A 24,719-nucleotide genomic window follows, 5' to 3' on the forward strand; every position below is an offset into this window, starting at 1 on the left:
CTGGTCTGCTCTCTGAGCATCGCAGTGATGTCGCGCGGGATTCTCATCTTCGATGGCCACGCGGCGACTGCAGAGACCGAAAACAGGCGTTGCTACAGGATTCGGCGTGACCTGCGCAGGGCTTTGGGACAGTGGCGGTCGTGACAGGTAGAGCCGGAGACCGGCATGTCAACGATCAAGTAACTCGGCTCTGCCGGGGATCTTGTGACGTCGCAGCCCCTGGAGCATAGGATCACCCATCGCTGAACCGGCTGGGCAGGGCCTTCTGCACCGTGGCGACCCTTTTACCTTGGTGCCATGGGAGGGAACAAAAGAATGGGACGGGGCGAGTTGACGCACGAGGACGCCCACGCCGATGAGCGCGGTACCCGGGCGCGGTGCCTGCCCGAGCCGTGGATGTGCGATGTCTTCCATCTCGATGGCAGCCTGAGGGACATTCGGGTCCTCGACACGACCCGCGTCGATTGGATCGCGGTCCTCGAACGGCTGCGTGTCGTAGCCGACGAGATCGAGGTGGAGCACCCCTACCCCCGGCTCGACCCAGTGCATCCCGCCCCCGCCGACCTCTTCCGCGCCTGGGCAGACGAGCCGGAAGGCGAGGGGACGGGCTTCGCCTTCCGGGCCCGCTTCGGCGCCGTGTGGTTCTTCGCTCTGCCCTACGACGAGGAGGAGATCGAGTTCTCCGTCTGGCCCGAGCACGTGCTTGACGGTGCGGGGGTGGCCGCCGTGCTGCGGTTTCTGGTCGAGGTTGCGACGGCCAGTCGACGACGCGCCCTGCTGACCGCCGAGGTCGTCCGGTATACCCCGGAGCTACCTACGCTGATCTCCCACGACCCCGACACCGGCCTCACTTCCCACATCTGAAGGGGGTGGTGGATGTTTCACGTCATGCGGCTCTGTAGGGAATCGCGTCGCATGCCGCTGACCAGGAAGTCCAGGGCGGGAAGGTCGTCAGCCTGGACTCGGTCCATCCAGTCGGGAAGCTGGCCTCCGCGGAGGTGGTGGAGCATCTCGGCGAAGTCGTGGATGTGACGGGCCACAGCGTCCGCGGCAGCGAGGTGCTGTGGGTTCATCATGATCCAGCGGACGACTCGCCGGGGCTTCGGAGCCGGCCTGGGTTGTGGCCGGGAGACGGACTGCTGTTTCCGACCTGGCTGGCGGGCTAGCCGGGAGCATCGGTGACCCGCAACGCAACCAGGGAGTTCTGACGGTGGGGGCCCACCTTGACGGCTCCGTCGTCCGTGGCGGCGAACTCCATATCCAGGACTTCACCATCCGGCAGACCGCGAGTGCGGTCACCTTCAGCTCCGCAGGAAGCCCTGCGGAGCCGGCGAACAGAGCTGCAGAGTGGCTCGAAGCGGTCCTCGCGCGACCTCTGGTTCGCCGCGAACGGCATCACGAGGGAAGGACGTACGTGGTCTGCCACGAGTCCGGCCGATCAGCGAGGCCACACTCGCCGCGGCCCATACCTGCCCCTCCACCCAGCCGTGCGCGGCCGGACCCTGCTCCAGGAACACTGCGAGCTGCTCCGGGCAACGTGGCGACACCGGCACCGCGACCCGCCCAGGCTGCGGGAGGCCAGCGCCTGAACCAGCACCCCGGCGTCGCACCCCATCACGGCCACGAGGAGTTCCAGCACTGGTGGCGAGGCCCCATGGCGGCCGAGCAGCGGACTGCCGGACTGATGCGCGCGCAGCGCACGGGCTCGAGGATCGGGCTCCAGCTCGGGGACGTGTGGTGGACCTGGCACGACGGCCCCGAGGTGCCGGGCGTCGCCTGGCGGCTGTGGATCGCGCCCCCGACGCCACCGCGTGGGCTGCCGTCGACTGGGACGGCCGCGACGAGGACCGCTTCACCTGTGGGAGCACGGGCCCCGATGCCTGAGGAGCGAGGTCGAAGCCGCCTACCGGCGTGGGGAACTCGCCGGCGAATCCGGTTTTGGCCGGTTCGGCCTGACCGTCGGCGCCGACGGTGCGTACCATCCCTGGCTCGGCGGCCCCGACCGGCTCGTCCCGCAGCCGGGCTGAACATGCGATGCGGTGCTTGACCTCCGATGGGGACGCGGGTCCGTTTCAGCCCGTACCGGGTTTGTGGCCCCAGACCACGACGGCGTCGCCGGTCTCGGTGGTGTTCCACAGGCGTTCGGCGTCGGCCAGGCGCATGTTGATGAGGCGGCGCGGCGCGCTTCGACGAAGGACTGCAGGGCTTCCTGCGTGTGCGGAAGGCCGAGGTCCCGCAGCCGGTCGGCGGACGAGCGGATGAGCCAGGCGTGCCGGCCGCTGAGATCGCGCAGCAGCTGTTGCTGCGCCGCTGTCAGGTCGGCGTAGCGGGGCTCGGTGTGCGGTGCGGAGCGGGGAAGAGCTCTGCCTGCAGCGCCGACCACCGGGAGTCGAACGAGTTGCCGGCCGCCACCCAGTCCCGCATCTCCTGCAGTTCTGCACGCTTCTCGGAATCCGTTTCGGCGGCCAGCTGCTTTTTGTACCACGGCAGAAGTTCCGCCGGCCCGCACTCCGCCGCAAGCTCACTCACCAGGCTTCCCTTCCCGGTGTCGGCCCGGTGTCAGAACAGGCCGTTGGAGTGCGGGAGCTCGGCGGGCACAGGGGTGATGACGTCCCAGTGTTCGACGATCTTGCCGCCCTGGACGCGGAAGAGGTCGTAGTACGCGACGGGGACGCCGAACTCGCCCTCGGACTGGAGCAGGACGAAGTCGCCTTCGGCGATGGCCTTGTGGGTGGTTTTGTAGACCAGGCTCTTGCCCTGCTCGGCCCACTGCGCGGCGGCGGCGCCGAAGCCGTCGAGACCGTCGGCCGCTTCCGGGTTGTGCTGGTGGTAGGTCTCGGTCGAGATGTAGTCGGTCAGGACGGAATAGTCGGCGCCCTTGAGGACCTTCTCGGCGAACTCCAGGACCAGGGCGCGGTTGGCCTCGGTCTTGTCCAGGTCGGTCGGCTCGATGGGGCCGTCGGTCTGCGAGCGGCCGGAGGCGGTGTTCTTGACCAGCGGGGTCAGGGCGTCCCAGTGCTCGGCGAGCTTGCCGTCGGCGTCGATGCGGAAGATGTCGAAGGCGACCAGCGGGTCGGGGCCGAAGCCGTGGTAGGTGCCGTGCAGGGCGACCAGGTCGCCGTCAGCGAGCACCCGGGCGCCCTCGTAGCGGAAGCCCTCCGGTAGGCCAGCGACCAGCCGGCGCAGAGCTTCGGGGCCGTCGGCGGCCAGGGCGCTGTGCTGGCGGTAGTCGGCGGCGACCCAGCGGTCCACCGCGCTCGGGTCCTTCTTTCCGAACAGCTCGCCGGCGGCGGTCAGGACGGCGTTCTTGGCGTTGCTCATGACGGTTCTCCTTGCGAGGGCAGGCCATGGTTGGGGGGAAGGAAGCCGTGGAGGCCTCACCGCCCGTCCGGCCGGCGCCGTGTGCGGGTGTGCAGCAGCAGCGTCGGATAGGCGGTGCACGCGCCCGGCGCAGCGCGCGGAACTCAGTGGGGGCCTTCACCCAGCCGGCCGGAGACGCGAATGCCGTGGTCACGGCGCCGCCCCGACGACGTCGCCGGCTACCCGACGGTCGCCCGCCACCGACTCGTCGGCCCGTCCGAGCCGGCGCGCCAGGTCACGCGTACGTGGGCTCAGCACGCACCGGGACGCGCCACGCACTGCGCCCGTCCGGCCCGAACGCAGTCACCGGCTACCGGCGGGACACCGCCCTGGGCCGCTGAGCGGATCGCACCCTGCGCTCAGAGCCGGTAACCGGTATCCGGTAACCGCACCGGCGGCCGCCCAGGCGCAGGTGCCGCCGGTGAGGGCCGCCGCAGGGCTGCCGGACGGCCGCCGGGACACCGCCGTGACCCCACCCGTGCCAGCCGTCCGGGGTCCGCCGGTCTCCCGGAGGCCTCAGAGCTGGGGCCAGCTGCCAACGGCGCCCGGACCCCCGAACCCCGGGGGCACCGAATCGACCTACCCGGCTCGTTCTGCCAACGCTCGCGCATGCGCTCGATCCGCTTGCGCGCTTCGGTCTGAGACGTCACCACGAGTCGGTTCCCCTGGCGAATGGCCGGTTCCTGGGCGGTGGCTCAAGACCGCTGGGGAGAACCCATACGAGTTGACCATGGACCCGGCGGACCGGTGCGGTCACAGCACCAGGGCGGACGCCTTGCGCCGCGCTACGAGTCGTCGAGGCCGAGAGCGTGGTCCATCTGGTCGGCGATCCAGGTGGTGTACTCCTGCTCGCTCCAGCCGCACGCTCGGACCAGGGACCGGTAATGGGAAGGGTCGTTGAACACCCATACGACGTCCACGGCGCGCCGGCGGTCAGGGCCGTGCGGCCCGACGCCGAGCCCCTCGATGAGATCGATGACCATGGTGGCTTCCGCGCGCCGGTTGCGTTGCATCGTCTCCCACAGGTCCGCCACCTCGGGGCCTTCGTCAGCGGCCCGGCGCACCACCTCGAAGACCTCCGCGGCGCGCCCGCCGATGACGCGGCAGACCTCGGCATAGGCGGTCAGGACCGCCCGCCGGGTCCGCGCTTCCCGCACGGGCCGGAACCAGGGGCGCTCGGCCACTGGCACAGGCTCGTCGTCGCCCGCCAGCGCCTGGTCGACCACCTCGCGAAGCAACGCGGCCTTGGAGCCGAAGGCGGCGAAGACCGTCGGCCGCGCTACCCCGGCGTCCGCGGCGATGTCGGCGAAGGAGGTGGCCGCGTAGCCGCGGAGGACGAAGAGCCGGTTCGCCGCCGCGACGATCGCCTGCCTGGTCTGCCGGGCCCGCTGCTCGCGCAGCGGCGAGTCGTATCGGCGTCGTCCGCCGTCGGCCGGTCCGCTGTTGACGCCCATGAACCGACATACTACCGTCATATTCACTAGACGCTGGTCTATCCAATCTGGAGGCGGCCATGACATCCGTCAACCGTCCCTACGTCCTGACACGAGACGAGGGCCAGGCGCTGTGGTTCCTCGGGAGCCTCGTCACCGTCAAGGCCGGGCGCACGCAGACCCGAGGCCGGCTCACCGTGGCGGAATTCCTCAACCCGGCCGGCTTCGCCCCACCCCTCCACCGTCACCTGGAGGAGGACGAGATGTTCTACGTGCTGTCGGGCACGGCCCGCTTCCAGTGCGACGGCGAGGAGCTGGCGGCCGGTCCGGGTGACTTCGTGCTCCTGCCGGTGGGCCTGCCCCACACGTTCGTCGTCGGCTCTGGGCAACCCCTCCGCTGTCTGCAGATCACGACACCGTCCGGATTCGAGGATTTCGCCAGGGACGTAGGCACCCCGGCCCGCGAGCGTCACCTCCCCGCCCCTGGGCCGTTCGATCCCGCGACGCTCGGCCACGCCGCAGCCCGCCACCACATCGAAATCCTCGGCCCTCCACCGAACCCCCGCACCGGCGCATAGCGGCACGTGCCTACCGGGCTCACGCGGCGGCGCCGGTGACCGTTGCGCGGCGCCTCGCCAAGGTCCGGCTCCCGGGGAAGGCGCGGCCAGGAGTGCGGGAGCCCGACGGCGCGATGCAGCGGAGGGCGTGACTTTCCGGCTGGGGAATCGTTCCTCCTGGTGTCGCACGGCATGCATACCGCTCCCCCGCGGTACCGCGACGCAGGCCCGGGAAGCCGTCCCCCGACTTCCCGGGCCCAGCACGGGCCAGTGTCCGCCCTGCAATCCCGCGCGGGTGGCACGGCGTCTTGGCGGCGCGGCATAGAGGGGCCGCGGATCGGGCGTTCCCAGGTGTGCGGCAGCCAGCCTGCCCGGCCTTCTCATCAAGCGGCTGGGGACCACCCCGGGACGGCTGGCAGGACCTTCTCCGCGACGCGCAGCAGCGCCGCATCGTCCAGGAGGCCGCCGTCGGTCCGCCAGACGCTCAGTTCGAACGAATCGCCCTGGTCCTTCGCCTCCTTGGCCACCGACAGGACCCGCGCCGGCACGCCCGGCCCGCTGGAGGAGTCGCTTCCGTCGAGCCGGAACCGGATCTGCAGGGTCCGGTCCGAATACAGGGCCGCCGGGCGGCCCAGCACGGTGCGTCCCGGCACGACATCTCCCATCATCCCGGCGGTGCGGGCCACAGGGAGGCCGCCATAGCTGGCGTCCAGCGTCACCGTGTACCCCTCGAACTCCACCTTGGCGGTGGGCGTGACGATCGCCTCGCCCGTGCCGCCGGGCTGAAACGACCTGCTGCCGCCGCTCACCGTCTGCACCTCCCGGCCCGGTACGCCCAGCAGACCGTCGAGTCCGGGGCGGTAGAGGGCCTCGCACAGTTCCCGGCCGGATACGTGCCCGGTCGTCTTCGCGGTGTCCGCGTCCGCACAGGTGGGCGGCTTGCGCCGGTCGTAGCTCCCTTCGCCCTCCCCCCACCCCCACAGGGCCGCCGCCAGCGCCGGCACCAGTACCAGGGCTGCGACCGCCTGTCCCCACGCGCGGCCGCCCTTGTTCGCAGCGTCGATGTCCTCGCCCATGTCTCCCCCTGCCGTTCCCCCGCCACCCAACGTGCCGGGATCCTAACCCGTGAAGATCGACACCACGGGCCGGAAACCTGTGCTGTGGTCGGCCTGACGGCCGCCTTGGCAGCGGGGGCCGCGGCAGCCCGGCGTGGGCGCGACGAAAACCGGTGGAACCGCCCTCCTCGGCACCCTTAGGGTGCTCCAGCCCGCAGCCCCTCCGGCAAGGACAAGCCGTTGTACACCAAGTGAGACACCCCGAGCGCTGATCCGTCGCGCGTCGCACCTGTGCGGCGTGCCCCTTTCTGCTGCGGTCCTCTCACTGGAAACGGTGCATTTCTGTGTCCATGCCCCGGGTCGTCGTACCCGCCTCCCACCACCACCTCCGCCGGGCCGGACGGCCCTGGAACGCCGACGGCGGCCGCCGCGCCGCCGACCGGCCGGCCTGGCAGTCGCCCTACGGCCCGCCGCCGCGCCGCTCCCGCCGCGCGCGGTGGGCGCGGGTAGCCGTGATGGCCGCCGCCCGCACCCCGCTGCGCCGCGGCCACGTCGCAGGCCGCGCCGACTGATCCCCGCCTGCCAGGGGCGCACGTCCCATCGTGCGCCCCCGGCGGGCTCACTGGAGGTGATGAGCCGAGGTGGAGGCCGTGGGAGTGGGCCAGGCCCTTGATGCCCACCGCATCGGGCATCGCCCACCTCGCCGAGGTCTTGGCCCCCCCTCCCGCCACCGCGCGAGACGCTGCTGAACATCGTCGTGATCCGTTGCGTGATCTGTCCGTTCCACAGTTCGACCAGGCCGGCTCCCGGAAGGGCACTACCAGGCGTTCGTCCGGGGAGTAGGCCGCGCTCCAAAAATGGGCCTGGGGCAGGGTTCTGGTCGTGCAGAAGGGGACGGGAGGCCTCACCGGGTCCCCAACAGGCTTCCGCGGGGACGGCCGGGCGGGGCTCCAGCGGGCTCCGGTCGAGCACGAGTCTGCCCAGGCCAGTCAGCACAGGCTGCCGCTTTCGCCCACCAGCAGCACACAGTTCCGGCGCGCGAACTCCCCCACCGGGAACACGGGCTCCCCGCCGCCCGGCTGCACATGCCCACCCAGCCCAGGATGTCCGCGCCGCCGCACGGTACGCCGCCTCGTGCTCGTCATCCTCGGGGGGCGGTGCTGGGTCCTCAATCGGTGCTCATCGTCCGGCTCCAGTCGTTCTGCGGGGATCCCGCCATGTGGTGAATGCCGCGTAAGGGCGCGGCGCGCGTCCGCGCCGGACGAGTACCCCAGGGTCGGCTCCCGAGCCGTCCCGTAGGGCTTCGGCCGAAGGCCGGGCCGGCCCGGGAGCAGCCGGCACGGCCTCCGTACGCCCTCCCGTGCGGGGACGCGGTCATGCGCCCCCGGCCGACGCCCGGGCGGCCTGGCCGGCGGCGTCGCTGAGCGTGTGCGCGCCGGACGTGCTGAGGCGGCCGCTGCCGCTCTCCAGGTGGGCGCGGACGAACCACTGGAACTGCTCCAGCTTCGCCAGATGCCCGATCAGCATGTCCTCCGTCACCGGGTCGATGTCCCCGGCCGTCTTCATGGCGGCCCTGTGGTCCTCGATGACGCCGGTGTAGACCAGGTCCAGCGCGCCGAGGTGTGCGACGGCGTCGGCGCGTCCCACTTCGTAGTCGTCCCAGGTGCGCCCCGCGACGAGGGCGCCCGGCGTGCCGATCGGAACTCCGCCGAGGGCGGCCATGCGCTCCGCCGTGGTGTCGGCCATCTCCCGGACGGCCTCCACCTGCGGGTCGAGCATCTCGTGCACGGCGATGAAGTGCGGGCCGACGACGTTCCAGTGGACGTGCTTCAGGGTGAGGGCCAGGTCGTTGAGGGCGTGCAGCCGCGCCTGCAGAACGTCCACGACCCGCTCGGCCTCCATCGGGTCCAGTCCGGGCACGGTGTGCGGTGCGGTGGCCTGCGTGGCGTCGGTCATGGGCGGACTCCTCTTCTCGCTGTCGTTCGATTACTGCGGGCTCCCGGGCGGACCATGCGGTCCCTCCCGTCGCCGCCCCCTCGCCTGCCCCGCCAGACGGGACGCACACCCCCGGTTTCGTCGCCACCGCTCCGGACGGTGTACGCAGGTCAGCGGCGACGGTGAGCGCGAAGGGCGGGAATCCGCCGGCTCGCATGACGTGGGGGACGAACAGGACGCGGCCTCCGTCGCCCGGCTGTCCGGATCCCGCCGAGGTCGGTGATCCGCTCCTTTGTTCAGCCGACGCCGGTCAGCAGGGCGTGGACGGTCCGCTTGGCCTCGGGGTCCTCGCCGGAGAGGAACGCGGTGGGCGGGTGCGTGAGAGTGGCCGGCGCGGTCATCACCGGGAGAGCACGGTGATGAGCGTCTTGACGACGCGGGTCGCCGGGAGCGTTTCCTGAAGGCGCTCGGCGAGGCTGGAGCCGAGGTGGAGGAGGTCTTCCAGCAGGCCGTCGAGGTCGTCGGCGGTGGCGTTGGAGACATCGATGAGGATCTCGCCCCGCAGCTTCCCGCGGAGCGCGGTGAGACGTTCCGGTCGAGCGTCGAGGCGCACGAGTTGCGGCGCGGCGAGGTAGACCGGAAGGCGGACGCCAGCCGCCCCGGCGCGCCGGACATCCGTACCGAGCAGGCAGGTGAGACCCGCCTGGTCGTCGTCGTGCGGCGGGGCCGCCCCCTCACCCTCGCCGGCACCCTCACCGCGCGGCGGTACGCCACGGCCAGCACGTCACCGTCTCGCGACGCGGAAAGCTGGGCAACGCTCTCGACGCAGCCCTGGCCGACTGGCCTGAGCCGCCGCGTGGTGGCGACGGCGCCCACGAAGGCGGCCGCGTTCGCGCGCGACTGCGATCCGGTGGTCGGCATTCCCGAAGCCACGGCACGCCGCCCGGTCGGCGACCTCGGCCTGATTGCCCTGCCCCCGCCCTCGAACTGCCGTCGGCGCCGGTGTACCTGTCATGGCATCAGCGCACGACGGGGACAGCGCGCATGCCTGGTTGCGCGGGCTGGCACGAGACGCCCCTGGCTTCGGTTGCACCCGGCCGTCCAGCAGGCGTCTTGACGCCTCCTGCGCCAGATGCGGCCGGAGCCGTGGTGGCGCTGCCAGGTCCGTCGGTTCGCGCCCGGCCTTCGCAGCAGTGGCGGACGGTGCCGGCCCGGTGCATTTGAAATCGCGGTGAGCGCGCACGAGCGAGGGTGACAGCGGCAACGACCGTTACCTCACATCGGATGGGCGGAGGCACATCATGGGCATCATCGCGTGGATCCTCATCGGACTGCTGGCCGGTCTCATCGCCAAGGCCCTCATGCCTGGCAAGGACCCGGGCGGCATCATCATCACCACCCTCATCGGCATCGCCGGCGGGCTGCTCGGCGGCTGGCTCGGCAAGGTGATCTTCGGCGTCGACTCCATCGACGGCTTCTTCGACCTCTCCACCTGGATCGCCGCGATCGTCGGCTCCGTCATCCTGCTGGCCCTCTACCGCCTGCTCACCGGCAACCGCCACTCCCACCACAGCCACGCCTGACCCCCGACGACAGCCCACGCCACGCGCCGGCGGCCGGTTCCCGCACCGATGGGAACCGGCCGCCGGCGCATGCGCGTAGCCGCTGCGGGACGCGTGGCCCGTCACGGCCGTCGCCGTCAGGCGGTGGCGGCCGACTTCGCGGGCGGGGGGCCAGCGTCCGTCGGAGTCGACGTCGCGCACGACCGTGACCCGCGACGGACTCTTCGGCGCCGAACGGCCGGTGCCGCGGTCGCGGGCGACGGGCCGGCCAGGGGGGCGGGCATCGCGAGCGATGCCGCCATGCCCCTGGGCCGGGGAGTCGGGGCCGTCATCGCCCCGGTTCTCGCGGTCAGTTGATCGTGCGCCGTAGATGCGCTGGGGCCGGGGCCTTGGAGATGGGTCGCCGACGTGCGCAGGCATCGGCCGGCATACACGCGTATACGCCGTGGCGGGTGGCGCGGTGCCGGGCCGGCCGTGCCGGTGGGGGCGCGCGGGCCGGAGGCGTCGTGCGTCAGCTCCGGGCGAGGTCTTCGACGCCGGGGCCGCACACCTTCCCGCCTCGGGACGCGGCACGCTGCATGCAGTGGAACCCGCCCTCGGGGCGGCAGTCTTCAGTGCTGGCCGGGCTGGTAGTGGCCGGCGGGCTGCTGAACGGTGACGTTCAGGCGGTTGAAGGCGTTGATGACGGCTATCAGGGTCACCAGGGCGGCGAGCTGGTCTTCGTCGTAGTGCTTGGCGGCGTTCGCCCAGACCTCGTCGGGGACGCCCCCGGCGGCGTCGGCGATGCGGGTGGCCTCTTCGGCCAGTTCGAGAGCGGCGCGTTCGGCTTCGGTGAAGACGGTGGCCTCCCGCCAGGCTGCGACCAGGTGGAGGCGTACGGGGGTCTCCCCGGCGGCGGTGGCGTCCTTGGTGTGCATGTCGATGCATCCGGCGCAGCCGTTGATCTGGCTGGCGCGGAGCATTACGAGTTCGCGCGTCGCGGCCGGCAGGGTCGAGTCACCGAGGGCCTTGCCCGCCGCGATGATGTGCTTCCACGCCTTGGCGGCGACCGGACTGGTGAAGACGTTCAGACGAGCGTTCATCGGGGATTCCTTTGTCTTTGTCATTGCCTGCTGGTGTCCTTAAGACACCGGAGCCCTGCCGACTGTGACAGCGGCGAAGGTGAGGTACGTCATAGGCGCAGGGGGGCAAGGTCGACGGCGGCGGCCATCGTGTGCGCGCCCGCGCGATCGGCGTGGACGAACTCCAGGCGGAGTACTGCCTGCCCCGCCAGGGTGCTCCGGCTTGCGTACCGCCTCGGAAGTGGTAGATGGGTAGGTAGATTCCCCACCGGCACATCGCACGGATGTCCGAAATTCGCGCGGCCCCGGTCCGGGCCGAGCGATAAGCACTGGGCCGACACGGGCAGCTGTCCACGATGAGCCGGCACGGCCACCTGCGCCGGATGCCCCCGGAAGCCCGACACCGTCGCGATCCGGCCACTAAGTCGCGCCGGTGTGCCGCAGGTTATGGATCGGAGGGTGCCCGCGTACGGTCGGGTGGCGGGTTGTGGCTTGCCGTCCGGGACGGATGGCCCCACCCGGTTGGAGACCGGTCTTGTCCTTCGATGCCGCCGGAACAGGAGAGCCCTGATGCGCCTTTACGCCCAGACACGAGCACGTCGCTGCCGGCAGATCCTCGCCGATCTCATCGCTGTGGTCCTGTTGGCGGCCGCGGTGAGGTTCGCTCTGGTCGTCCACGACGGGATCATGCTGCTGGCCGAGCCGGGGCGGCAGGTGAAGGACGCGGGCGGCAGTCTGGCTTCCGGCCTCGGCGATGCAGGGAACGCGGCCTCGAACGTTCCGCTGGTCGGCGGCATCCTCAAGAAGCCGCTCCAGTCGGCAGCCGAGGCCAGCAGCGGACTCTCCGATGCCGGGCAGTCCATGCAGGACGTCGCAGGACGGATGGCCAACCTCACCGCGTTCGCCCTGATCGTCATCTCGGTGCTGTTCGTGCTGGTGATGTGGCTCCCCCCACGGGTGCGCTGGATCCGGCGCAGCGCTCTCCTCCAAGGCCTCCGCGACTCTCCCGGCGGTGCCGACCTGCTTGCCCTCCGTGCTCTGACCGGGCCGGTAAAAGCCCTCGCCGCGGTCTCCCTCCCGCCGGGGGGCCTCGCCGATGGCTGGCGCCAGCGGGACGAGCAGGTCATCGACGACCTGTCCCGGGTGGCGCTCAGACAGGCAGGCCTGCGCCCTTAAGCACCGGCCCCACAGCGTGCCTTGGGCAGCGTGGTGGTAGGCGTCATAGCGGTGGGGAAGAGCAACCCGCCGAGGCCGGTGAGGGAGAGTGCGGTGCGGACGAGGCGGCCGTCGTTGGCGGTGGCGATGGCGAGGGGCAGGTGGGCGGCCAGGTGGCGGGCAGCGGCCACCACGCGCGGCACCCGTCGGATGCGGTGGTGCCAGTGGGCGCGGGTGCGGTTGACGAACTGCGCGTCGGGGCCGCGCAGGTCGAGGCCGAGGTCGTGCGCAGCTGGGTGCAGGGGCTGCGGCGCGGAAGTCGGCAGCCCGGCGGCGCTGCAGCACGAAGCGGACGATGTTCCGGCCCTCCGGCAGGTCTCGCAGGGACACCTCGGGCAGTAGACAGTGGGTCGCGCGGGGAGGCGCGGACCTGTGTGCCCCGCGCGCACGGGGAGGAGATCACGGTCGACGGCGAAGCGGATCGGGTGATCGCGAAGCCCGGCGCGTCTCCCACACCAGGAGCCGAGGCGACAGCTCGCCTCGCTCCCGGAGCTGGGCGTGATACGCGCCACCGCACCCGTCGTTGAGCTGGGAAGTCAGCGAAGTGGAGGCCCCAGGACGTCGTGACCCCGGGGCCTTCATTCGTGTGCCGGTGTGTGGGGGGCAGCGTGGCACCACCCGTCAAAGACACACGCCACTCGAAGTCAGTGCAGCGTAGCCAGGTACCGTCTTCCTGTCGGTGGGCGCAACAGGCCTGGTCGCTCCGCCGGCGAAAACTTCTGTGCCTGACTCGCTGTCACTGACCCCAGCCGCTGCCACGGACCCGCACATCGCACCTTGTTCGGGATGGGGATGCCGTGGCCACGTGCGAGCAGCCGCCTGCATGTGTCAGTTCAACCGATGATCCGGACCGACTGCGGGCCGCCGATGTGGGCCCGCCCCTCACCGGGGCCGATCGTGGTGACACGGGTCGCGCAGGTCGTGCCGAGGTAGATGGTCATCCTCTTGTTTGTCTCGTTTTCGATCAGGTCCGCCCGGACCTGGAGGGCGAGACAGACGTTGTCCGGCGGATTGGCAATCCGGAACTCGTTTTGATTGACGTCGAAATATCGGATAGTCCCCGTGGCGGCCTGCGCGTTGGTGGCCAAACCGGTGGCGAGTACGGCCGCTGTGCCGACGCTGAGGGCGATCCTGGCGAAGCCTGAGAGCACGTTGCTGGTTTTCATAGAGGCATCCGCTCCTCATGAAGGATGTTCGGGCGGCTCAACGTTTACATGTCAGCTCTGCTCTCGACACCCCATTCACTCGAACGCGGCAAGGGAAATCGTTTGGCCATTCGACCACCAGGGTTGAAGATTGTCGATCCAGTCCGGAAGACGCCCGCCACTTCCTCAAACCCTGACTGCGAGCGTTGCGTGGCTGCGAGCTTTGCGGTGATACCTCGTGCTTTTCGTCACGCGCATTCCGGCCCCTCGCCTACCGGCAACGCCGCAGCGATCTGCTCCCTCGATCGCGTCGGGCGCCGCGCGGGCGGCGGCCTGACTGAAGGTGCTGCAGCGGTCCCGGCAGATGACCTTGATCCTGGGTTGCTCGGCGAGCCAGGAGACCAAGCACCGGGGTTCGACGCCTGTACCGCGCGGTCGGGCCCGGCACCTGCTCGGCCGTGGTCCGGCGGGAGCACGAGCCGTTGTCGCAGGAGAGCCTCTGGATCCGCAGCCACAGCAGCACTCGCCGCCCACCCAACGGGTGGGCCGCCAGACACCGCAGGTACGTGCTGTGGACGCGTGACATCACTGTCGTGACCCCTCGTCCGGCTCGGCCGGCTCAGGAAGTGCTCACCCCTGGGCATGCATGAGGTCAGCGACGTGAGGGGCGGCCGTCGTCACGGCGACCAACGCGGCGTTCGAGGCCTGGCGGTCGGATGGCGGGGCGCCCGGACACGCCCGCACGGGGTCTGGAGCCGGAGATCACGGCAGAGAAGGCCCTGCACTCCCTACTCCCCGGCGGCGGCCACCTCGTATTCCCCGAATTCCTCGCCCGAACCCCATGACCCGCCCACATGATGCGACAAGATCTGGGCACGAGTTCTAGCGGATACGACCCTTCCCCCGATCGGCAATCTGTTCAAAGATCATGGGCGGTCCGGAAGCATTCCATCCGCTTCTATGACCGACGCCCCTACCCGATGAGGACTCATGCTCTCCCGACACGACACCCACCCTTCCGTCCCGATATGGAGACCCGTTCGGCGAGCGAGCGGAGGAGCGCTCGTCCCTTGAGGTTCCGGATCGGCCGCCCCAGCAATCCGCCCGCCCACGAGCCCATGGAAGAACCGGCCCACGATCGCGCCCCCGCCGCTGCGCCGCCCCGGGTATCCGAACCGCCTTTGTCGGAACACGAGATACACCTGGTGAAGGCTTCGGCGGCAGCGGTCGCCCCCGTGGCCGCAGAGATGACGGTCTACTTCTACGCCATCCTGTTCGCCCGCTATCCGCAAGTACGTCCGCTGTTCCCGCCCGGGATGGACGCCCAGCGCGGTCGCCTCCTGCGCGCGCTCCTGCACATCGTCGACGTGGTCGACGACCCGGCGAACCTCATCCGCTTCTGCGGGCACCTCGGCCGCGACCACCGCAAGTTCGGCACCCTGGCGGCGCACTTCCCGGCGGTGGGCGAGTGCCTCCTGGACTCTCTCGCCCGCTATGCGGGCCCCGCCTGGACGCAGGACATCGCCGACGCGTGGACGAAGGCGTACGGCGTGGTCTCCCAGGTAATGATCAGCGCCGCCGAGGAGGACGAGGCCGTACGGCCCGCCGTCTGGCCCGCCACGGTGGTGCACCACCTCCCCCGCGGACACGGCATCGCCGAGATCACCGTGCGCCCCCACCTGCCCTACGCGTACCAGGCCGGGCAGTACGTGAGCATGGAGACGCCATGGTGGCCGAAGCTGTGGCGCTACTACTCCCCCGCCAACGCCCCCCGCGCCGACGGCACCCTGACCTTCCATGTCCGCGCGGTGCCCGGCGGCTCGGTCAGCGAGGCGCTGGTACACCGGGCCGCGGTGGGCGACGTGCTGCGACTGGGCCCCCCGATGGGCGACATGGTCCTGGACGCGGCCGTACACAAGGACCTGCTCTGCGTCGCCGGCGGTACGGGGCTCGCCCCGATCCGCGCCCTCATCCAGGAGGTCGCCCGTCGCGGAGGACACCACGAGGTGAGCCTGTTCCTCGGCGCCCGCACCGGCGACGAACTGTACGGGGTGGACGACATGCTGCGGATGGTCCAGCGGCACCACTGGCTGACCCTGCGGGGCGCGGTCTCCCACGAACACATCCCCGGCATCCGGGGATCGCTTCCGAAGGTGCTGGCCGAGTACGGGCCGTGGTACCAGCACGACGTGTTCCTCAGCGGACCGGCGGCAATGGTCACATCCGCCAGCGAAACGCTGACCCGCCACGGTACGTTGCCCGACCGTATCCATCACGACCCGTTCGAGACCCCCGTCCTGTCCGCCCGCTGAGCCGGATCCCCGTCATTCCCCCAGGAGCAGCCCCGTGATCTTCCCTCCACCGTCGTCCGGTTCGGCCGGTGAGCGCCGGTTGCAGCAGCAGCTGGGTACGGCCGAACGCGCCGCCCGCTTCTACGACCAGCAGGTACGCTCCCATCTGACGGACGAGATGCGGGAGTTCATCGGCGACCAGAGCATGGTGTTCCTGGCGACCGCCGATGCCCGCGGCGAGTGCGACGCCAGTTTCCGCGCCGGGCCGCCGGGATTCGTCCACGTCATCGACTACCGGACGCTCGCCTACCCCGAGTTCCGTGGGAACGGTGTGCTCGCCAGCGCCGGCAACGTCAGCGAGAACCCGCACCTGGGCATGCTCTTCGTGGACTTCACCCACCACCACGTGGGACTGCACGTCAACGGCGTCGCCCGGCTCTACGACGACGTGGAGCTGCGCCGGGTCCATCCCGGCCTGCCCACCGACGTCGCACCGGGGCGGGGGCCCCAGCTGTGGGTTCACCTCACGGTCCAGGAGGCGTACATCCACTGCTCGAAGTACATACCCCACCTGGAACCGGCCCCCCGTCCCCTGGGCCACGACCCGGGCCGGCCCAGGGACGCGGACTACTTCACCAAGCGCCGTACCGCGGTATGGTCGGGACTTTCCTGACAGCGCGCGGGCATGAACGGCACCGGGGCGCTGTCGCCTCGACTCCGATCAGGTGTAGCGGCGGACTTGGCTGCGGTAGTCGGAGTCGCCGCGGACGATGCGCCGGTAGTCCCGAACGCAGCGCTGCGGCGCAGTCGTCCCGGTAGGCGGACAGGTGGCGGTTGGGCCCCGGGCCGGCGCCCGCGAAAGGACCGTGGGGTCCCACGGGACCGGTCCGGTTCCCGGTGCGCAGCCCGCGCAGCGGGGCGGCCGCTGTGCCCACTCCTCAAGCGTCTGTGGCGTGGCTCAGGAGCTGAGCGGCCGGAGGGGCGTCGTAGGTCTCGCGTCGCTGGCGTTGCTCGTCTCGGCCAGCAGTTGAGCGGGACGTCTCCAGGTGCTGGTTCAGTCGGTCGCGAGGCATGGGGCCGCAAGGAAGTCGCTCCAGGATTCCTCGGGGATCGCGTCCACGGCCGTCATCAGCAGGCGGTGGAGCTGGCTGTTCATACCGGTCACGGTCAAGGTCCGCTGCAGCTCGCGGCATGACGTGCGCTGGTGGTGCAGGAGGTGCAGTCCGGCGACGGCCATGAACGACACGTGCTGGAAGTCCCACTCGACGCGGGTGATGGAGGCGGGCAGGTGTCGGCCTGCGGACAGCAGAGCCGGCAGGGTGTGGAAGTCGATGTCGCCGGTGGGTGTGATGACGGCCGTGTCGCCGTCGATGCGGGTGCTGGCGGTGGTCATGGGGGGCGCCCCCAATCCAGGGGGTCATGAGCCCGAAGGCAGCCGAAGCATCCGTCACAACGGATGCCCGGCAGCGATGGCGGGGACCGAATGCCCGTGATGGGGGCGATGCCCGGAACCCGGACCGGCACCCGCGGGCAGCAGGCACCGGCCGTCTCTTCGTCCATCGAGCGTCGCACACCCACGACCACCCCGGTCAAGGCCTGCCCCGCGTGCCATCCCCCACGCGAGGTATATGTCACGTCCAGAGCCACATGAGACACCCCACGTGTGAGATGGATCCCCGCTGCGGTCGCGCTGTTGTCACCGTGCGCCCGGGGCCCGCGTATGTCCTGCCGCGTCGGCTGACAGTTGTGGCGAACCGGGTGAGGCGCGCGAGGCGCGGTCTACTTGAGCAGGCGGGCCGCTTGGATCTGCTGGAGGTGGATCACGATGTCGTGCGTCTGCGCGAGCCGGATCTTTGGGGTGTCGGCGATCCCTGGGTAGGTGGCGCCGATGTTCTTGACGGTGCGGGGTTCGGCGAGCCAGGTGCCGGCCGGTGCCGGAGCGTTGCGCAGGTCGACCATGAAGTCGCGGTAGCGGACCCGGTCGAGGGTGTGCTCGGCAGTGCCGGGTGCGGCCGGGCCGGTGGTGTAGCGGTGGACTTCGCCGTCGTGGCCGAAGGCGTTGAACGAGCCCTGGCCGAAGGTGAGGCCGACGCTGAGGTAGCCGGCGCCCAGCTGCCGGCGGAGGAAACCGCCTTGGACTGTCGGGTACCTGTCGGGGACGTAGGTGGTGAGGGCGATGTGGCTGTTGTGGGCGGCGAGCATGATCCTGTCACCGGTCCGCTGCTGCCACCAGGTGACGTTGTCGGCCATGATCCGGTCGCGGTGGAGCATGGCGTTGGTGATGTCCTGGGGGTCGTCCCAGTCGAAGGCGTAGAGCGTGGTCATCTGGTGGATGGCGCTGGCGTGCTGGACGGCCCAGGCGTGCACGTCGGCGTCGGCGCCCGTGCTGGGCCGTTGCGTGAGCAGTTCCACGGCCCGGCCGGTCCGCTTCGCCAGTTCCTTGCGTTCTGCCAGCGGCTTGGCCAGGTAGTCGTTGACGTACGTTTCCGCGTCGATGGCGGGCCTCAGGCCCCGGTACAGCTCGGTGAGCTGGGGAGCGAGTTCGGGGCGGGCCACGGCCGCGTAGGCGTTCACCTTGTCGTACAGCTCGGCGCCGGCGAACCCGCCGTCGTCGCCGACGAAGCGGACCGGATCCTTCGGGTGCTTGACGTTGTAGGCGCGCATCCACTGGAGCAGATCGCGGTACTCGGCGTTGTTCCAGAAACGGTAGGTGCCCTGGAACTCCTCGTCCATGATCCGCTTCAGGTCGCCCTCGCCGCGCAGGAGGTAGGCGTCGAGCCGCAGTCCGGTGCTCCACGGGGCTTCGAGCGCGAAGGCCCTGAAGCCCTTCTCCTCCACCAGGTGGCGGAAAAGGCGGTGCTTGACGGTGAGGAACTCGTGCGAGCTGTGTGTGGCCTCGCCCACGCCCACCACTCGGGCGTCGCCGACCATCCGGCCGAACGGGCGGAGGTCGGACAGGTCGCTCCGGGGCTCGGTGCTGTTCAGGGGGTGGGCCACCCGGCCGAGGGCTGCCTCGGGTGAGCGGAACGTGGCGGCCGCGACCTCCTGCAGGTCGGCGGATGATGCGTTGCCGGCTGGAGCCGAAACGGTGGCGGCAGTGGGCAGGGGGGCGGCGGAGACAGCCGGGGCGGCGGCCAGAGTGGCGCCGAACGGGAGAAGCAGAACGGCGAGCAGGGCCTTGTGCATGTTCATGGGGCCCACTGTCGTCGCGCGGGTACGCCCCGGACCATCCGCCCCACCCCCCGACCGTCCCGGGGGTTGCCCTCACCGCCGCTGGGAGGATGCCCAGGACTGCGGGCCCGGTCTCTGGCAGGACCCGAGTACGGTGAGCGCCAAGCGGTCAGCGTATCCGCGCTCCTTCTCCGGTGCACGTGTTCCCACACCTGTTGGCAGGGTGCCCACAGTCGGCTGCGGGAGTGGGTTGCTGAAGGCACCGGGGAGGGGGTTTCCACCGCTCTGCAGGCCCAGGCTGACGCCGAGGGCGACCTCGACGTGACATCCCGGCCGGACCCCGCCCCCGCCCCCGCCCGGTGAAAGCCGTGGGCCGGTCGATGGGAACGTGTCCTCCCACGTCGGATCCACCGGTTCACGCCCCCGTACCTTGCCGTCGGAAAGACGCCTCAACCGGAGGGCGTGCCGATCCGGTCGCGTTCGAGAACCGTGCGCAGCTCCGAGAGAGCCTGTGCGGCGGCTGTGACCGGGGAAACCTTGAGCACAGTCAACCGTTCGATGGATCTCTCGCGCCGTCAGGGGTCACCTCCAGTCCACCGGCCGGCCGGTCCCTTCGTCGCGCGGCAGGCGGTTCAGAGCGAGCCCCAGGAGCAGGGCCACATACGCGCACAGCACGGCGGACCCGGCCCACCACGGAAGCGGGAAGTATCCCGCGGAGGGGACGTAATGCGCGATGACCTGCGGGTATTCGGCGAGGGTCTGTTGAACGGCGAAGCCGGCGGCGGGAGTGAGCCGCAGGAGCCACTGCGACAGGCCGTCAGCCAGCAGCGGGACGGAAGTCACGACGTAAGGGACCGCGATCGACAGGACGGCGACGGGCGTCGCGAGCCAGGCGCGCCGTAGGAGGGAGCCGAGCGCGAGGGCGAGCACGGCGGCGAGGGCGAGGGCGGCGGCCGTACCGACGACGACCCGTGTTCCCGTGAGGGCGGACATCCCGATGACGGGAATCCCGTTGCCCTTGAGGATCGTCACGCCCACCGGGATCACCACGCCGATGGAGAGGAGAGCGGTCACGAACGTGGCGGCTGCCACGACGACCGCCTTCGCAGCGAGTCGGCGGCGGGTGACGGGTGCGCCGCGCGCGGGGCCGGCCCGGTGGCCGGTGGTGGCGAACCGGACCGCGACCACGAGTACGACGACCAGCGCCAGTGGCAGGCCACCCAGGGTGGCCTCCACCGGGCGGGCGCCGCCCTCGGCGCCCGCCGGCCCGATGTCGCCGGTACCGGTGACGGTGATCGTGCCGTTCTTCTCCACCGCCCCGGACGCCAGGTGGTACTTCTCCCAGTCCGTCCGGTTCCGCTCGCCGACGCCGTCGTCGCTCCAGCCCCCGGGTGCTGTGCCCTGGAGGGCGACGTGGTCGAAGGTGCCGCCGGCCTGCGTCCAGCGCACCTGTTCCGTGTCGCCGCCCAGGCCGGTCCGCCGCAGGGTCAGGTCACCGGGGGAAGTGGCGAACAGACCCACCTGCACGGTCTCGGGAAGCCCGGACAGCCGCACGGTGGCGACCTTCGTCCATTTCCTGCCGTCGGCGGACTCGTGGCCGGTGACGATGTCGCCCGAGCGGGTCAGCCGCAGCCAGCGCGGCGGCTCTCCCGCGCTTCCCCTGCCACTGCCGCTGCGGCTGCCGCTGCCGGCGATGTCGTGGCGGTAGTCGTACTGCATCCGCACGCCGTGGCCGCCGGTGGCCATCAGCGCCGCGTAGGAGGAGCCGGGGCGGACACCGTCCTTGATGATGATCCCGGCCTTCGCCCACGGCACCAGACCCGGGACGATCTGATCGTGGTTCGGCGGCGGGTAGGTGATCGTCCCCGCCATGGACGTCAGCCGCACCGTGATGCTGCCGTCGGCGCTCATGTCACGGTGCAGAAAGGAGAACCGGTCGTTGACGAGGGAGCCCTCCGGCCCGGTCGGTTCGGCCGGGCAGGGGCCGCCGCACGAGGCGTGGTTGCCGCATGCGTAGAGCAGGCCCAGGGCGACAACGGCCAGGGCCGCGACGGCCATCGCGGCCAGTCGGCCCACGCGCCGGAACTCGTTCCACTCGTATCGGAGTTGTTCGTTGGTCGGAAACATGCTTCCGGTCTACGGGCCCGGCCATGACAGGGTCCGAACGGCGGCCGTCACATCGCTGTTAGGTACCGCCGGGCATGCTGGGTCCGGCCGCACACGAAAGGGTGGTTGACCATGGGCAGGGGCAGACTGCGGGGCGGGACCGTCCGCCGCCGGTTCACGATCTTGTACGCTGCGGGGTTCCTCGCGTCCGGAACCGTGCTGCTCGCCCTGACCTACCTGATGTCCGGCACCCGGGTGACCGCGCTCGCCCCGGAACAGGACCCGACGAACGGACCCGGCGGCCTCGCCTCCGCCGAGCAGCGGATCCGGGACCTGACGAGGCAGCTCTCGGACGTGCAGGCGCAGCAGAACCATCGGCTGCCGGTCGGTTCGTTGACGGCGCTGGTGGTGATGGCCGGCGTCTCGGTCCTGCTCGGCAGGGTCCTGGCCGGCCGAGTCCTGCGCCCGTTGCGGCTGATCACCGCGGCGACACGGCGGATCTCCGCCGAGAACCTGCACCAGCGGCTGGCCGTGGCCGGCCCCGCCGACGAGGTCAAGGAGCTCGCCGACACGGTCGACGGTCTCCTCGGACGTCTCGAAGCCTCGTTCGTCGCTCAGCGCCGGTTCGTCGGCAACGCCTCGCACGAACTGCGCACGCCGCTGGCGACGATACGGGCGTCGCTGGACGTCGCCGTGGCCAAACCGGAGCCGGCGGCCCAGACGATCGCGCTCGCCGGCCGACTGCGGCCCGAGCTCGACCGGGTGGACCACCTGCTCGACGGCCTCCTCGTCCTCGCCCGGGCGCAGCACGGCACCCTGCCCGACCGGGCCCCCGTACCGCTCGGCGTGCTGGCGCGCGAGGCGCTGTCCGTCCGGGCCGCCGGCATCGCCGCCAAGGGGCTGACCGTCGAGGACGAGGTGCGGGCGGACGTCTGGACGCGGGGCAGCGCGGCGCTGCTGTCCCGGATGGTGGAGAACGTGGTCGACAACGCGATCATGCACAACGAGGAGAACGGCTGGATCCGGATCTCCGCCGAACCCACTGCCGCGGAGGCGCTTGTGGTCGTCGAGACCGGTGGACCTGTCCTCGACCAGGACCGGGTGGATCGGCTGACGCTGCCGTTCGAGCGGCTCGGCGCCGACCGGACGGCGTCGGAGGGGAGTTCCGGCCTGGGGTTGTCGATCGTCGCGGCGATAGTCGAGGCGCACGGCGGCCACTTGGCCCTCGTGGCCCGGCCGGAGGGTGGTCTGCGCGTCGCGGTGGCGCTGCCGTCGGCTGCCGACTGTGGGTTCGAAACGGTGACGCGGTGAGAGTTCTGGTGGTGGAGGACGCGCGGTCGCTGGCCGAGGTCGTGGCCGAGGGACTGCGGGATCAGGGGATGGCCGTCGACGTCGCGCACGATGGGCTGGTCGCCGCGGCGAAGCTCGATCTGAACGCGTACGACGTGGTGGTGCTCGACCGCGACCTGCCCGGCGTTCACGGCGACACGCTCTGCCAGATGATCACCGAGCGGGACGACCGCGCGATGGTGCTGATGCTGACCGCGGCTGGGGCTCCCGGCGACCGGGTCAGCGGGCTGACCCTCGGCGCCGACGACTACCTCGGCAAGCCCTTCCACTTCCCCGAGCTGGTCCTGCGCATCCGGTCCCTCGGCCGCCGCAGGCCGGCCGCCCGGGCCCGCGCACTGCGTGCCGCCGGCCTCGAACTCGACCCCGTACGCCGGACCGCCCTGCGGGACGGCCGTCCGCTGGAGCTGTCCGTCAAGGAGTTCGCCGTGCTGGAGGCGCTGCTGCGCGCCAGTCCCGGATTCCTGAGCACCGAGACCCTCCTGGAACAGGTGTGGGACGAGAACGCCGACCCTTTCACCAACACGGTGACCGTCACCGTCAGCCGGTTGCGCCGCAAGCTGGGCAGCCCGCCGGTCATCGCGACGACGCCCGGGGTGGGCTACCGCATCGCTGATGCTCCGGCCGTCTGACACGGCTCTGACCACCCCCGGACCTCTGCCCTTTCGCCCACACCCGTACGGAGAAGGCCCGGCAGTTCACCGGTCCCGGAGGTGGTCAGGGCTGGTAGGGGTTCCAGCGGCCCAGGCGGGCGAGTTCGCGCCGCCGCACTGATCGGCGATCCGCTGCAACACTGCGATGGCTGCGACCACGCCATCCGGGCGCCCGAACCCGGCCTGTACAAAAAAGTGTTCGCTCGGCGCGCCCGGCATCGCCGCCAAGGGGCGGGAGTGCGACAACGGGCCAGAGCTGCGCGGCCTGCCAGCCAGCCCTTCTGGACCGCGCGGACGCCGAACTCGAAGCGGCTGCAGGCGCTCAGCCGGTCCATCAGCTCGGTGGCCACCCTCCGGGCGGTCCGCGGGGACACCCCCGGGCGCTTGGCGATCCGCCACAAGGCCGGTTACCTGCCTGGCGCCTACGAAGGTCCCCTGCGCCATTCGAGACTGCTGAACGCGCGCACTCCCGTGCGCGCGGCGGGCCGTCCGTCGTCGCCTTTCGGGCCTATGTCCGGATGCTCCCTGGCTGCCCGCTTCCGGACGGGACGTGGAATCATGCCCTTACAGCAATCCACCGGAGGGGACGGGTCCACCATGTTCGACGCCTTGAAAAACCTCAAGGACAAGGCCGAGGAAATCGCCCAGTCGCACGGCGACGCGATCGCCGCCGGACTGGAGAAGGTCGGCGACATCGTCGACCAGAAGACCGACGGCAAGCACAGCGCCACGATCGACACGGCCGTCGACAAGGCCCAGGATCTCCTGGAGAACCTGAAGAAGAAGGGCTAACGCCCTGTCCGCAGCCCGCGGTCGGGCAGGACCAGCGCGCGGGGTGCGCGGGGTCGGCGGGCAGGGCGGACAGGGCCCGCAGGGCGTCGTTGCGCTGGAGCGGGGCCTCGTCGGTGCGAGCGACCGGCCGCCACCGCGGCGCGGCGAAGGAAGCGGTCTCCGCCTCGTCGACGCCGGCCTCGCCCAGCATCAGCACCGACCGTCCGATGTCGATCTCGGTTCCCGCAGCCCTGAAAGGAGCCTGGAAACTCAAGCTCGCTTGAGGTCAAGCGCCGATGTGTCCCGCACAGCACGCAGGAGTGGGCTACGGCACGTCGCCCCGCCACACGAACCCGCCGACCTCGCCGACGTGCCCGTCGGCCGACTCGTACTCCAGGCGGCTGGCCGGCCCGAACCGGCCGCGGTCCCACATCAACATCGCCGTCCTCCCCACTGCCGGGCCGGGGGCGTCGGTCTTCTGCGGTAGTGCATCCCGCCGAAGAACAGCTGGTGGTGCCGGACGGCGTCGAGCCGCTCCCGCACGTCCGGACCCCTCCGCCAGTCGGCCGTCGGCCTGGCATCAACACGAGCGGCAGTATCCCCACTTCAGCGGCTGGGCGCGACGGCAGCCGGTGCATACCGGCGGGTGTCGTACCCGCGGCCGAAGCGGCCGTCTCGACTGCCCTGTGACGGCCGTAAGAAACGCATAAAATTCGCGCGCATGGACGGCAGGCGGACGGGCACATGACGGCTCGGAGGTTGATAACCATGGTTCCCCTGCTTCTCGTTCTTCTGCTCGCTCTGATCCTCTTCGGTGCCGGCTTCGCGGTGAAGATCCTCTGGTGGGTCGCCATCGCGGTGCTGGTGCTGTGGCTGGTCGGTTTCGTCGCCCGTCCCAAGGGCGGCAGCGGCCGCTGGTATCGCTGGTAGCCGTCTCCACACGGCGGTGGGCCGCCCCCCCCCCAAAGGGGGTGGGGCCCCCCCTTTTTTCCTTCCCTGCGGGAAAGGATGTCTCCGGTGTGCGAGACAACAAACAAGACAATTTTCTTTAGGCCAC

At 70.8% G+C, this 24,719-nt stretch carries 23 protein-coding genes and 3 pseudogenes; 12 read left to right on the forward strand and 14 right to left on the reverse strand.

The genetic code is table 11. The annotated features are described in order from the left end of the window. Positions 1-315: 315 nt before the first annotated feature. Positions 316-864, forward strand: coding sequence for a hypothetical protein (locus tag ACZ5NJ_RS15310; RefSeq protein WP_468765335.1), 549 nt, complete (start codon positions 316-318; stop codon positions 862-864). Between the two features lie 566 nt (positions 865-1,430). On the opposite strand, the pseudogene ACZ5NJ_RS15315 reads toward ACZ5NJ_RS15310, so the two are convergent. The 4 genes and pseudogenes from ACZ5NJ_RS15315 to ACZ5NJ_RS15330 all read right to left on the reverse strand — a co-directional run. Further along, positions 1,431-1,591, reverse strand: a pseudogene (locus tag ACZ5NJ_RS15315) (IS630 family transposase); the annotation flags it as partial. Between the two features lie 722 nt (positions 1,592-2,313). After that, positions 2,314-2,529 (reverse strand): hypothetical protein, encoded by a 216-nt coding sequence (locus ACZ5NJ_RS15320; protein ID WP_468765336.1) that lies wholly within the window; start codon positions 2,527-2,529, stop codon positions 2,314-2,316. 30 nt (positions 2,530-2,559) lie between these two features. Beyond that, entirely contained in the window at positions 2,560-3,321 is a 762-nt protein-coding gene (locus tag ACZ5NJ_RS15325) for a nuclear transport factor 2 family protein (RefSeq protein WP_468765337.1), read from the reverse strand. Between the two features lie 824 nt (positions 3,322-4,145). Then, positions 4,146-4,814 (reverse strand): TetR/AcrR family transcriptional regulator, encoded by a 669-nt coding sequence (locus ACZ5NJ_RS15330; RefSeq protein ID WP_468765338.1) that lies wholly within the window; start codon positions 4,812-4,814, stop codon positions 4,146-4,148. A 59-nt stretch (positions 4,815-4,873) separates the two neighbouring features. Here ACZ5NJ_RS15330 and ACZ5NJ_RS15335 point away from each other — a divergent pair, with 59 nt between their 5' ends. Further along, positions 4,874-5,371 (forward strand): cupin domain-containing protein, encoded by a 498-nt coding sequence (locus ACZ5NJ_RS15335; RefSeq protein ID WP_468765339.1) that lies wholly within the window; start codon positions 4,874-4,876, stop codon positions 5,369-5,371. Positions 5,372-5,733: 362 nt separating this feature from the next. On the opposite strand, the gene ACZ5NJ_RS15340 is transcribed toward ACZ5NJ_RS15335, so the two are convergent. Further along, on the reverse strand, positions 5,734-6,426 hold the full coding sequence (locus tag ACZ5NJ_RS15340; protein WP_468765340.1) for a DUF6215 domain-containing protein: 693 nt from the start codon (positions 6,424-6,426) through the stop codon (positions 5,734-5,736). A gap of 323 nt (positions 6,427-6,749) precedes the next feature. Between ACZ5NJ_RS15340 and ACZ5NJ_RS15345 the strand changes: the two genes are divergently transcribed. Next, positions 6,750-6,977: a hypothetical protein gene (locus ACZ5NJ_RS15345; protein ID WP_468765341.1), complete on the forward strand. Its 228-nt coding sequence runs from the start codon at positions 6,750-6,752 to the stop codon at positions 6,975-6,977. Between the two features lie 802 nt (positions 6,978-7,779). On the opposite strand, the gene ACZ5NJ_RS15350 is transcribed toward ACZ5NJ_RS15345, so the two are convergent. Both ACZ5NJ_RS15350 and ACZ5NJ_RS15355 read right to left on the reverse strand, forming a co-directional pair. Continuing rightward, positions 7,780-8,361 (reverse strand): Dps family protein, encoded by a 582-nt coding sequence (locus ACZ5NJ_RS15350; RefSeq protein WP_468765342.1) that lies wholly within the window; start codon positions 8,359-8,361, stop codon positions 7,780-7,782. A gap of 379 nt (positions 8,362-8,740) precedes the next feature. After that, a complete protein-coding gene (locus ACZ5NJ_RS15355) occupies positions 8,741-8,953 on the reverse strand; it encodes a hypothetical protein (RefSeq protein WP_468765564.1) in 213 nt (70 codons plus the stop codon). Between ACZ5NJ_RS15355 and ACZ5NJ_RS15360 the strand changes: the two are divergent. Together ACZ5NJ_RS15360 and ACZ5NJ_RS15365 are read left to right on the forward strand one after the other, a co-directional pair. Then, positions 8,936-9,416, forward strand: a pseudogene (locus ACZ5NJ_RS15360) (LysR substrate-binding domain-containing protein); the annotation flags it as partial. The gene ACZ5NJ_RS15355 and the pseudogene ACZ5NJ_RS15360 overlap by 18 nt on opposite strands. Before the next feature lie 225 nt (positions 9,417-9,641). Beyond that, a complete protein-coding gene (locus ACZ5NJ_RS15365) occupies positions 9,642-9,923 on the forward strand; it encodes a GlsB/YeaQ/YmgE family stress response membrane protein (RefSeq protein WP_468765343.1) in 282 nt (93 codons plus the stop codon). Positions 9,924-10,513: 590 nt separating this feature from the next. Here ACZ5NJ_RS15365 and ACZ5NJ_RS15370 read toward each other — a convergent pair. Beyond that, positions 10,514-10,984, reverse strand: a complete 471-nt coding sequence (locus ACZ5NJ_RS15370) for a carboxymuconolactone decarboxylase family protein (RefSeq protein WP_468765344.1) — start codon at positions 10,982-10,984, stop codon at positions 10,514-10,516. Between the two features lie 549 nt (positions 10,985-11,533). On the opposite strand from ACZ5NJ_RS15370, the gene ACZ5NJ_RS15375 reads away from it, so the two are divergent. Next, entirely contained in the window at positions 11,534-12,139 is a 606-nt protein-coding gene (locus tag ACZ5NJ_RS15375) for a hypothetical protein (RefSeq protein WP_468765345.1), read from the forward strand. Here ACZ5NJ_RS15375 and ACZ5NJ_RS15380 read toward each other — a convergent pair. Both ACZ5NJ_RS15380 and ACZ5NJ_RS15385 read right to left on the reverse strand, forming a co-directional pair. Further along, on the reverse strand, positions 12,136-12,312 hold the full coding sequence (locus tag ACZ5NJ_RS15380) for a hypothetical protein (RefSeq protein ID WP_468765346.1): 177 nt from the start codon (positions 12,310-12,312) through the stop codon (positions 12,136-12,138). The two genes, ACZ5NJ_RS15375 and ACZ5NJ_RS15380, sit on opposite strands and share 4 nt — an antisense overlap. A gap of 699 nt (positions 12,313-13,011) precedes the next feature. Continuing rightward, positions 13,012-13,344, reverse strand: a complete 333-nt coding sequence (locus ACZ5NJ_RS15385) for a hypothetical protein (protein ID WP_468765347.1) — start codon at positions 13,342-13,344, stop codon at positions 13,012-13,014. A gap of 1,184 nt (positions 13,345-14,528) precedes the next feature. On the opposite strand from ACZ5NJ_RS15385, the gene ACZ5NJ_RS15390 reads away from it, so the two are divergent. Together ACZ5NJ_RS15390 and ACZ5NJ_RS15395 are read left to right on the forward strand one after the other, a co-directional pair. Further along, positions 14,529-15,635, forward strand: coding sequence for a globin domain-containing protein (locus tag ACZ5NJ_RS15390; protein ID WP_468765348.1), 1,107 nt, complete (start codon positions 14,529-14,531; stop codon positions 15,633-15,635). A 34-nt stretch (positions 15,636-15,669) separates the two neighbouring features. Beyond that, the gene (locus ACZ5NJ_RS15395; protein ID WP_468765349.1) at positions 15,670-16,287 is read left to right on the forward strand and encodes a pyridoxamine 5'-phosphate oxidase family protein; all 618 of its coding nucleotides are present in this window, start codon (positions 15,670-15,672) and stop codon (positions 16,285-16,287) included. Positions 16,288-16,668: 381 nt separating this feature from the next. Here ACZ5NJ_RS15395 and ACZ5NJ_RS15400 read toward each other — a convergent pair whose 3' ends face one another. The 3 genes from ACZ5NJ_RS15400 to ACZ5NJ_RS15410 form a co-directional block, all read right to left on the reverse strand. Beyond that, the gene (locus ACZ5NJ_RS15400) at positions 16,669-17,007 is read right to left on the reverse strand and encodes an STAS domain-containing protein (RefSeq protein WP_468765350.1); all 339 of its coding nucleotides are present in this window, start codon (positions 17,005-17,007) and stop codon (positions 16,669-16,671) included. Positions 17,008-17,393: 386 nt separating this feature from the next. Continuing rightward, the gene (locus ACZ5NJ_RS15405) at positions 17,394-18,806 is read right to left on the reverse strand and encodes an erythromycin esterase family protein (protein ID WP_468765351.1); all 1,413 of its coding nucleotides are present in this window, start codon (positions 18,804-18,806) and stop codon (positions 17,394-17,396) included. Between the two features lie 561 nt (positions 18,807-19,367). Beyond that, positions 19,368-20,912: a hypothetical protein gene (locus tag ACZ5NJ_RS15410; protein WP_468765352.1), complete on the reverse strand. Its 1,545-nt coding sequence runs from the start codon at positions 20,910-20,912 to the stop codon at positions 19,368-19,370. 111 nt (positions 20,913-21,023) lie between these two features. Between ACZ5NJ_RS15410 and ACZ5NJ_RS15415 the strand changes: the two genes are divergently transcribed. Both ACZ5NJ_RS15415 and ACZ5NJ_RS15420 read left to right on the forward strand, forming a co-directional pair. Next, the gene (locus tag ACZ5NJ_RS15415; protein WP_468765353.1) at positions 21,024-22,202 is read left to right on the forward strand and encodes a sensor histidine kinase; all 1,179 of its coding nucleotides are present in this window, start codon (positions 21,024-21,026) and stop codon (positions 22,200-22,202) included. Beyond that, positions 22,199-22,870 carry a response regulator transcription factor gene (locus ACZ5NJ_RS15420; RefSeq protein ID WP_468765354.1) on the forward strand — a complete coding sequence of 224 codons (672 nt, stop codon included), beginning with the start codon at positions 22,199-22,201 and terminating at the stop codon, positions 22,868-22,870. The genes ACZ5NJ_RS15415 and ACZ5NJ_RS15420 overlap by 4 nt, the downstream gene beginning before the upstream one ends. A 290-nt stretch (positions 22,871-23,160) precedes the next feature. On the opposite strand, the pseudogene ACZ5NJ_RS15425 reads toward ACZ5NJ_RS15420, so the two are convergent. Next, positions 23,161-23,283: pseudogene (locus tag ACZ5NJ_RS15425) on the reverse strand (helix-turn-helix transcriptional regulator); the annotation flags it as partial. Positions 23,284-23,488: 205 nt separating this feature from the next. On the opposite strand from ACZ5NJ_RS15425, the gene ACZ5NJ_RS15430 reads away from it, so the two are divergent. Then, on the forward strand, positions 23,489-23,683 hold the full coding sequence (locus tag ACZ5NJ_RS15430) for an antitoxin (RefSeq protein WP_468765355.1): 195 nt from the start codon (positions 23,489-23,491) through the stop codon (positions 23,681-23,683). Between the two features lie 723 nt (positions 23,684-24,406). Continuing rightward, complete coding sequence (locus ACZ5NJ_RS15435) at positions 24,407-24,592, forward strand: hydrophobic protein (RefSeq protein ID WP_468765356.1); 186 nt, start codon at positions 24,407-24,409, stop codon at positions 24,590-24,592. The last annotated feature ends 127 nt before the right edge of the window (positions 24,593-24,719 follow it).

The sequence above is a fragment of the Streptomyces sp. NPDC032091 genome, from assembly GCF_055580265.1.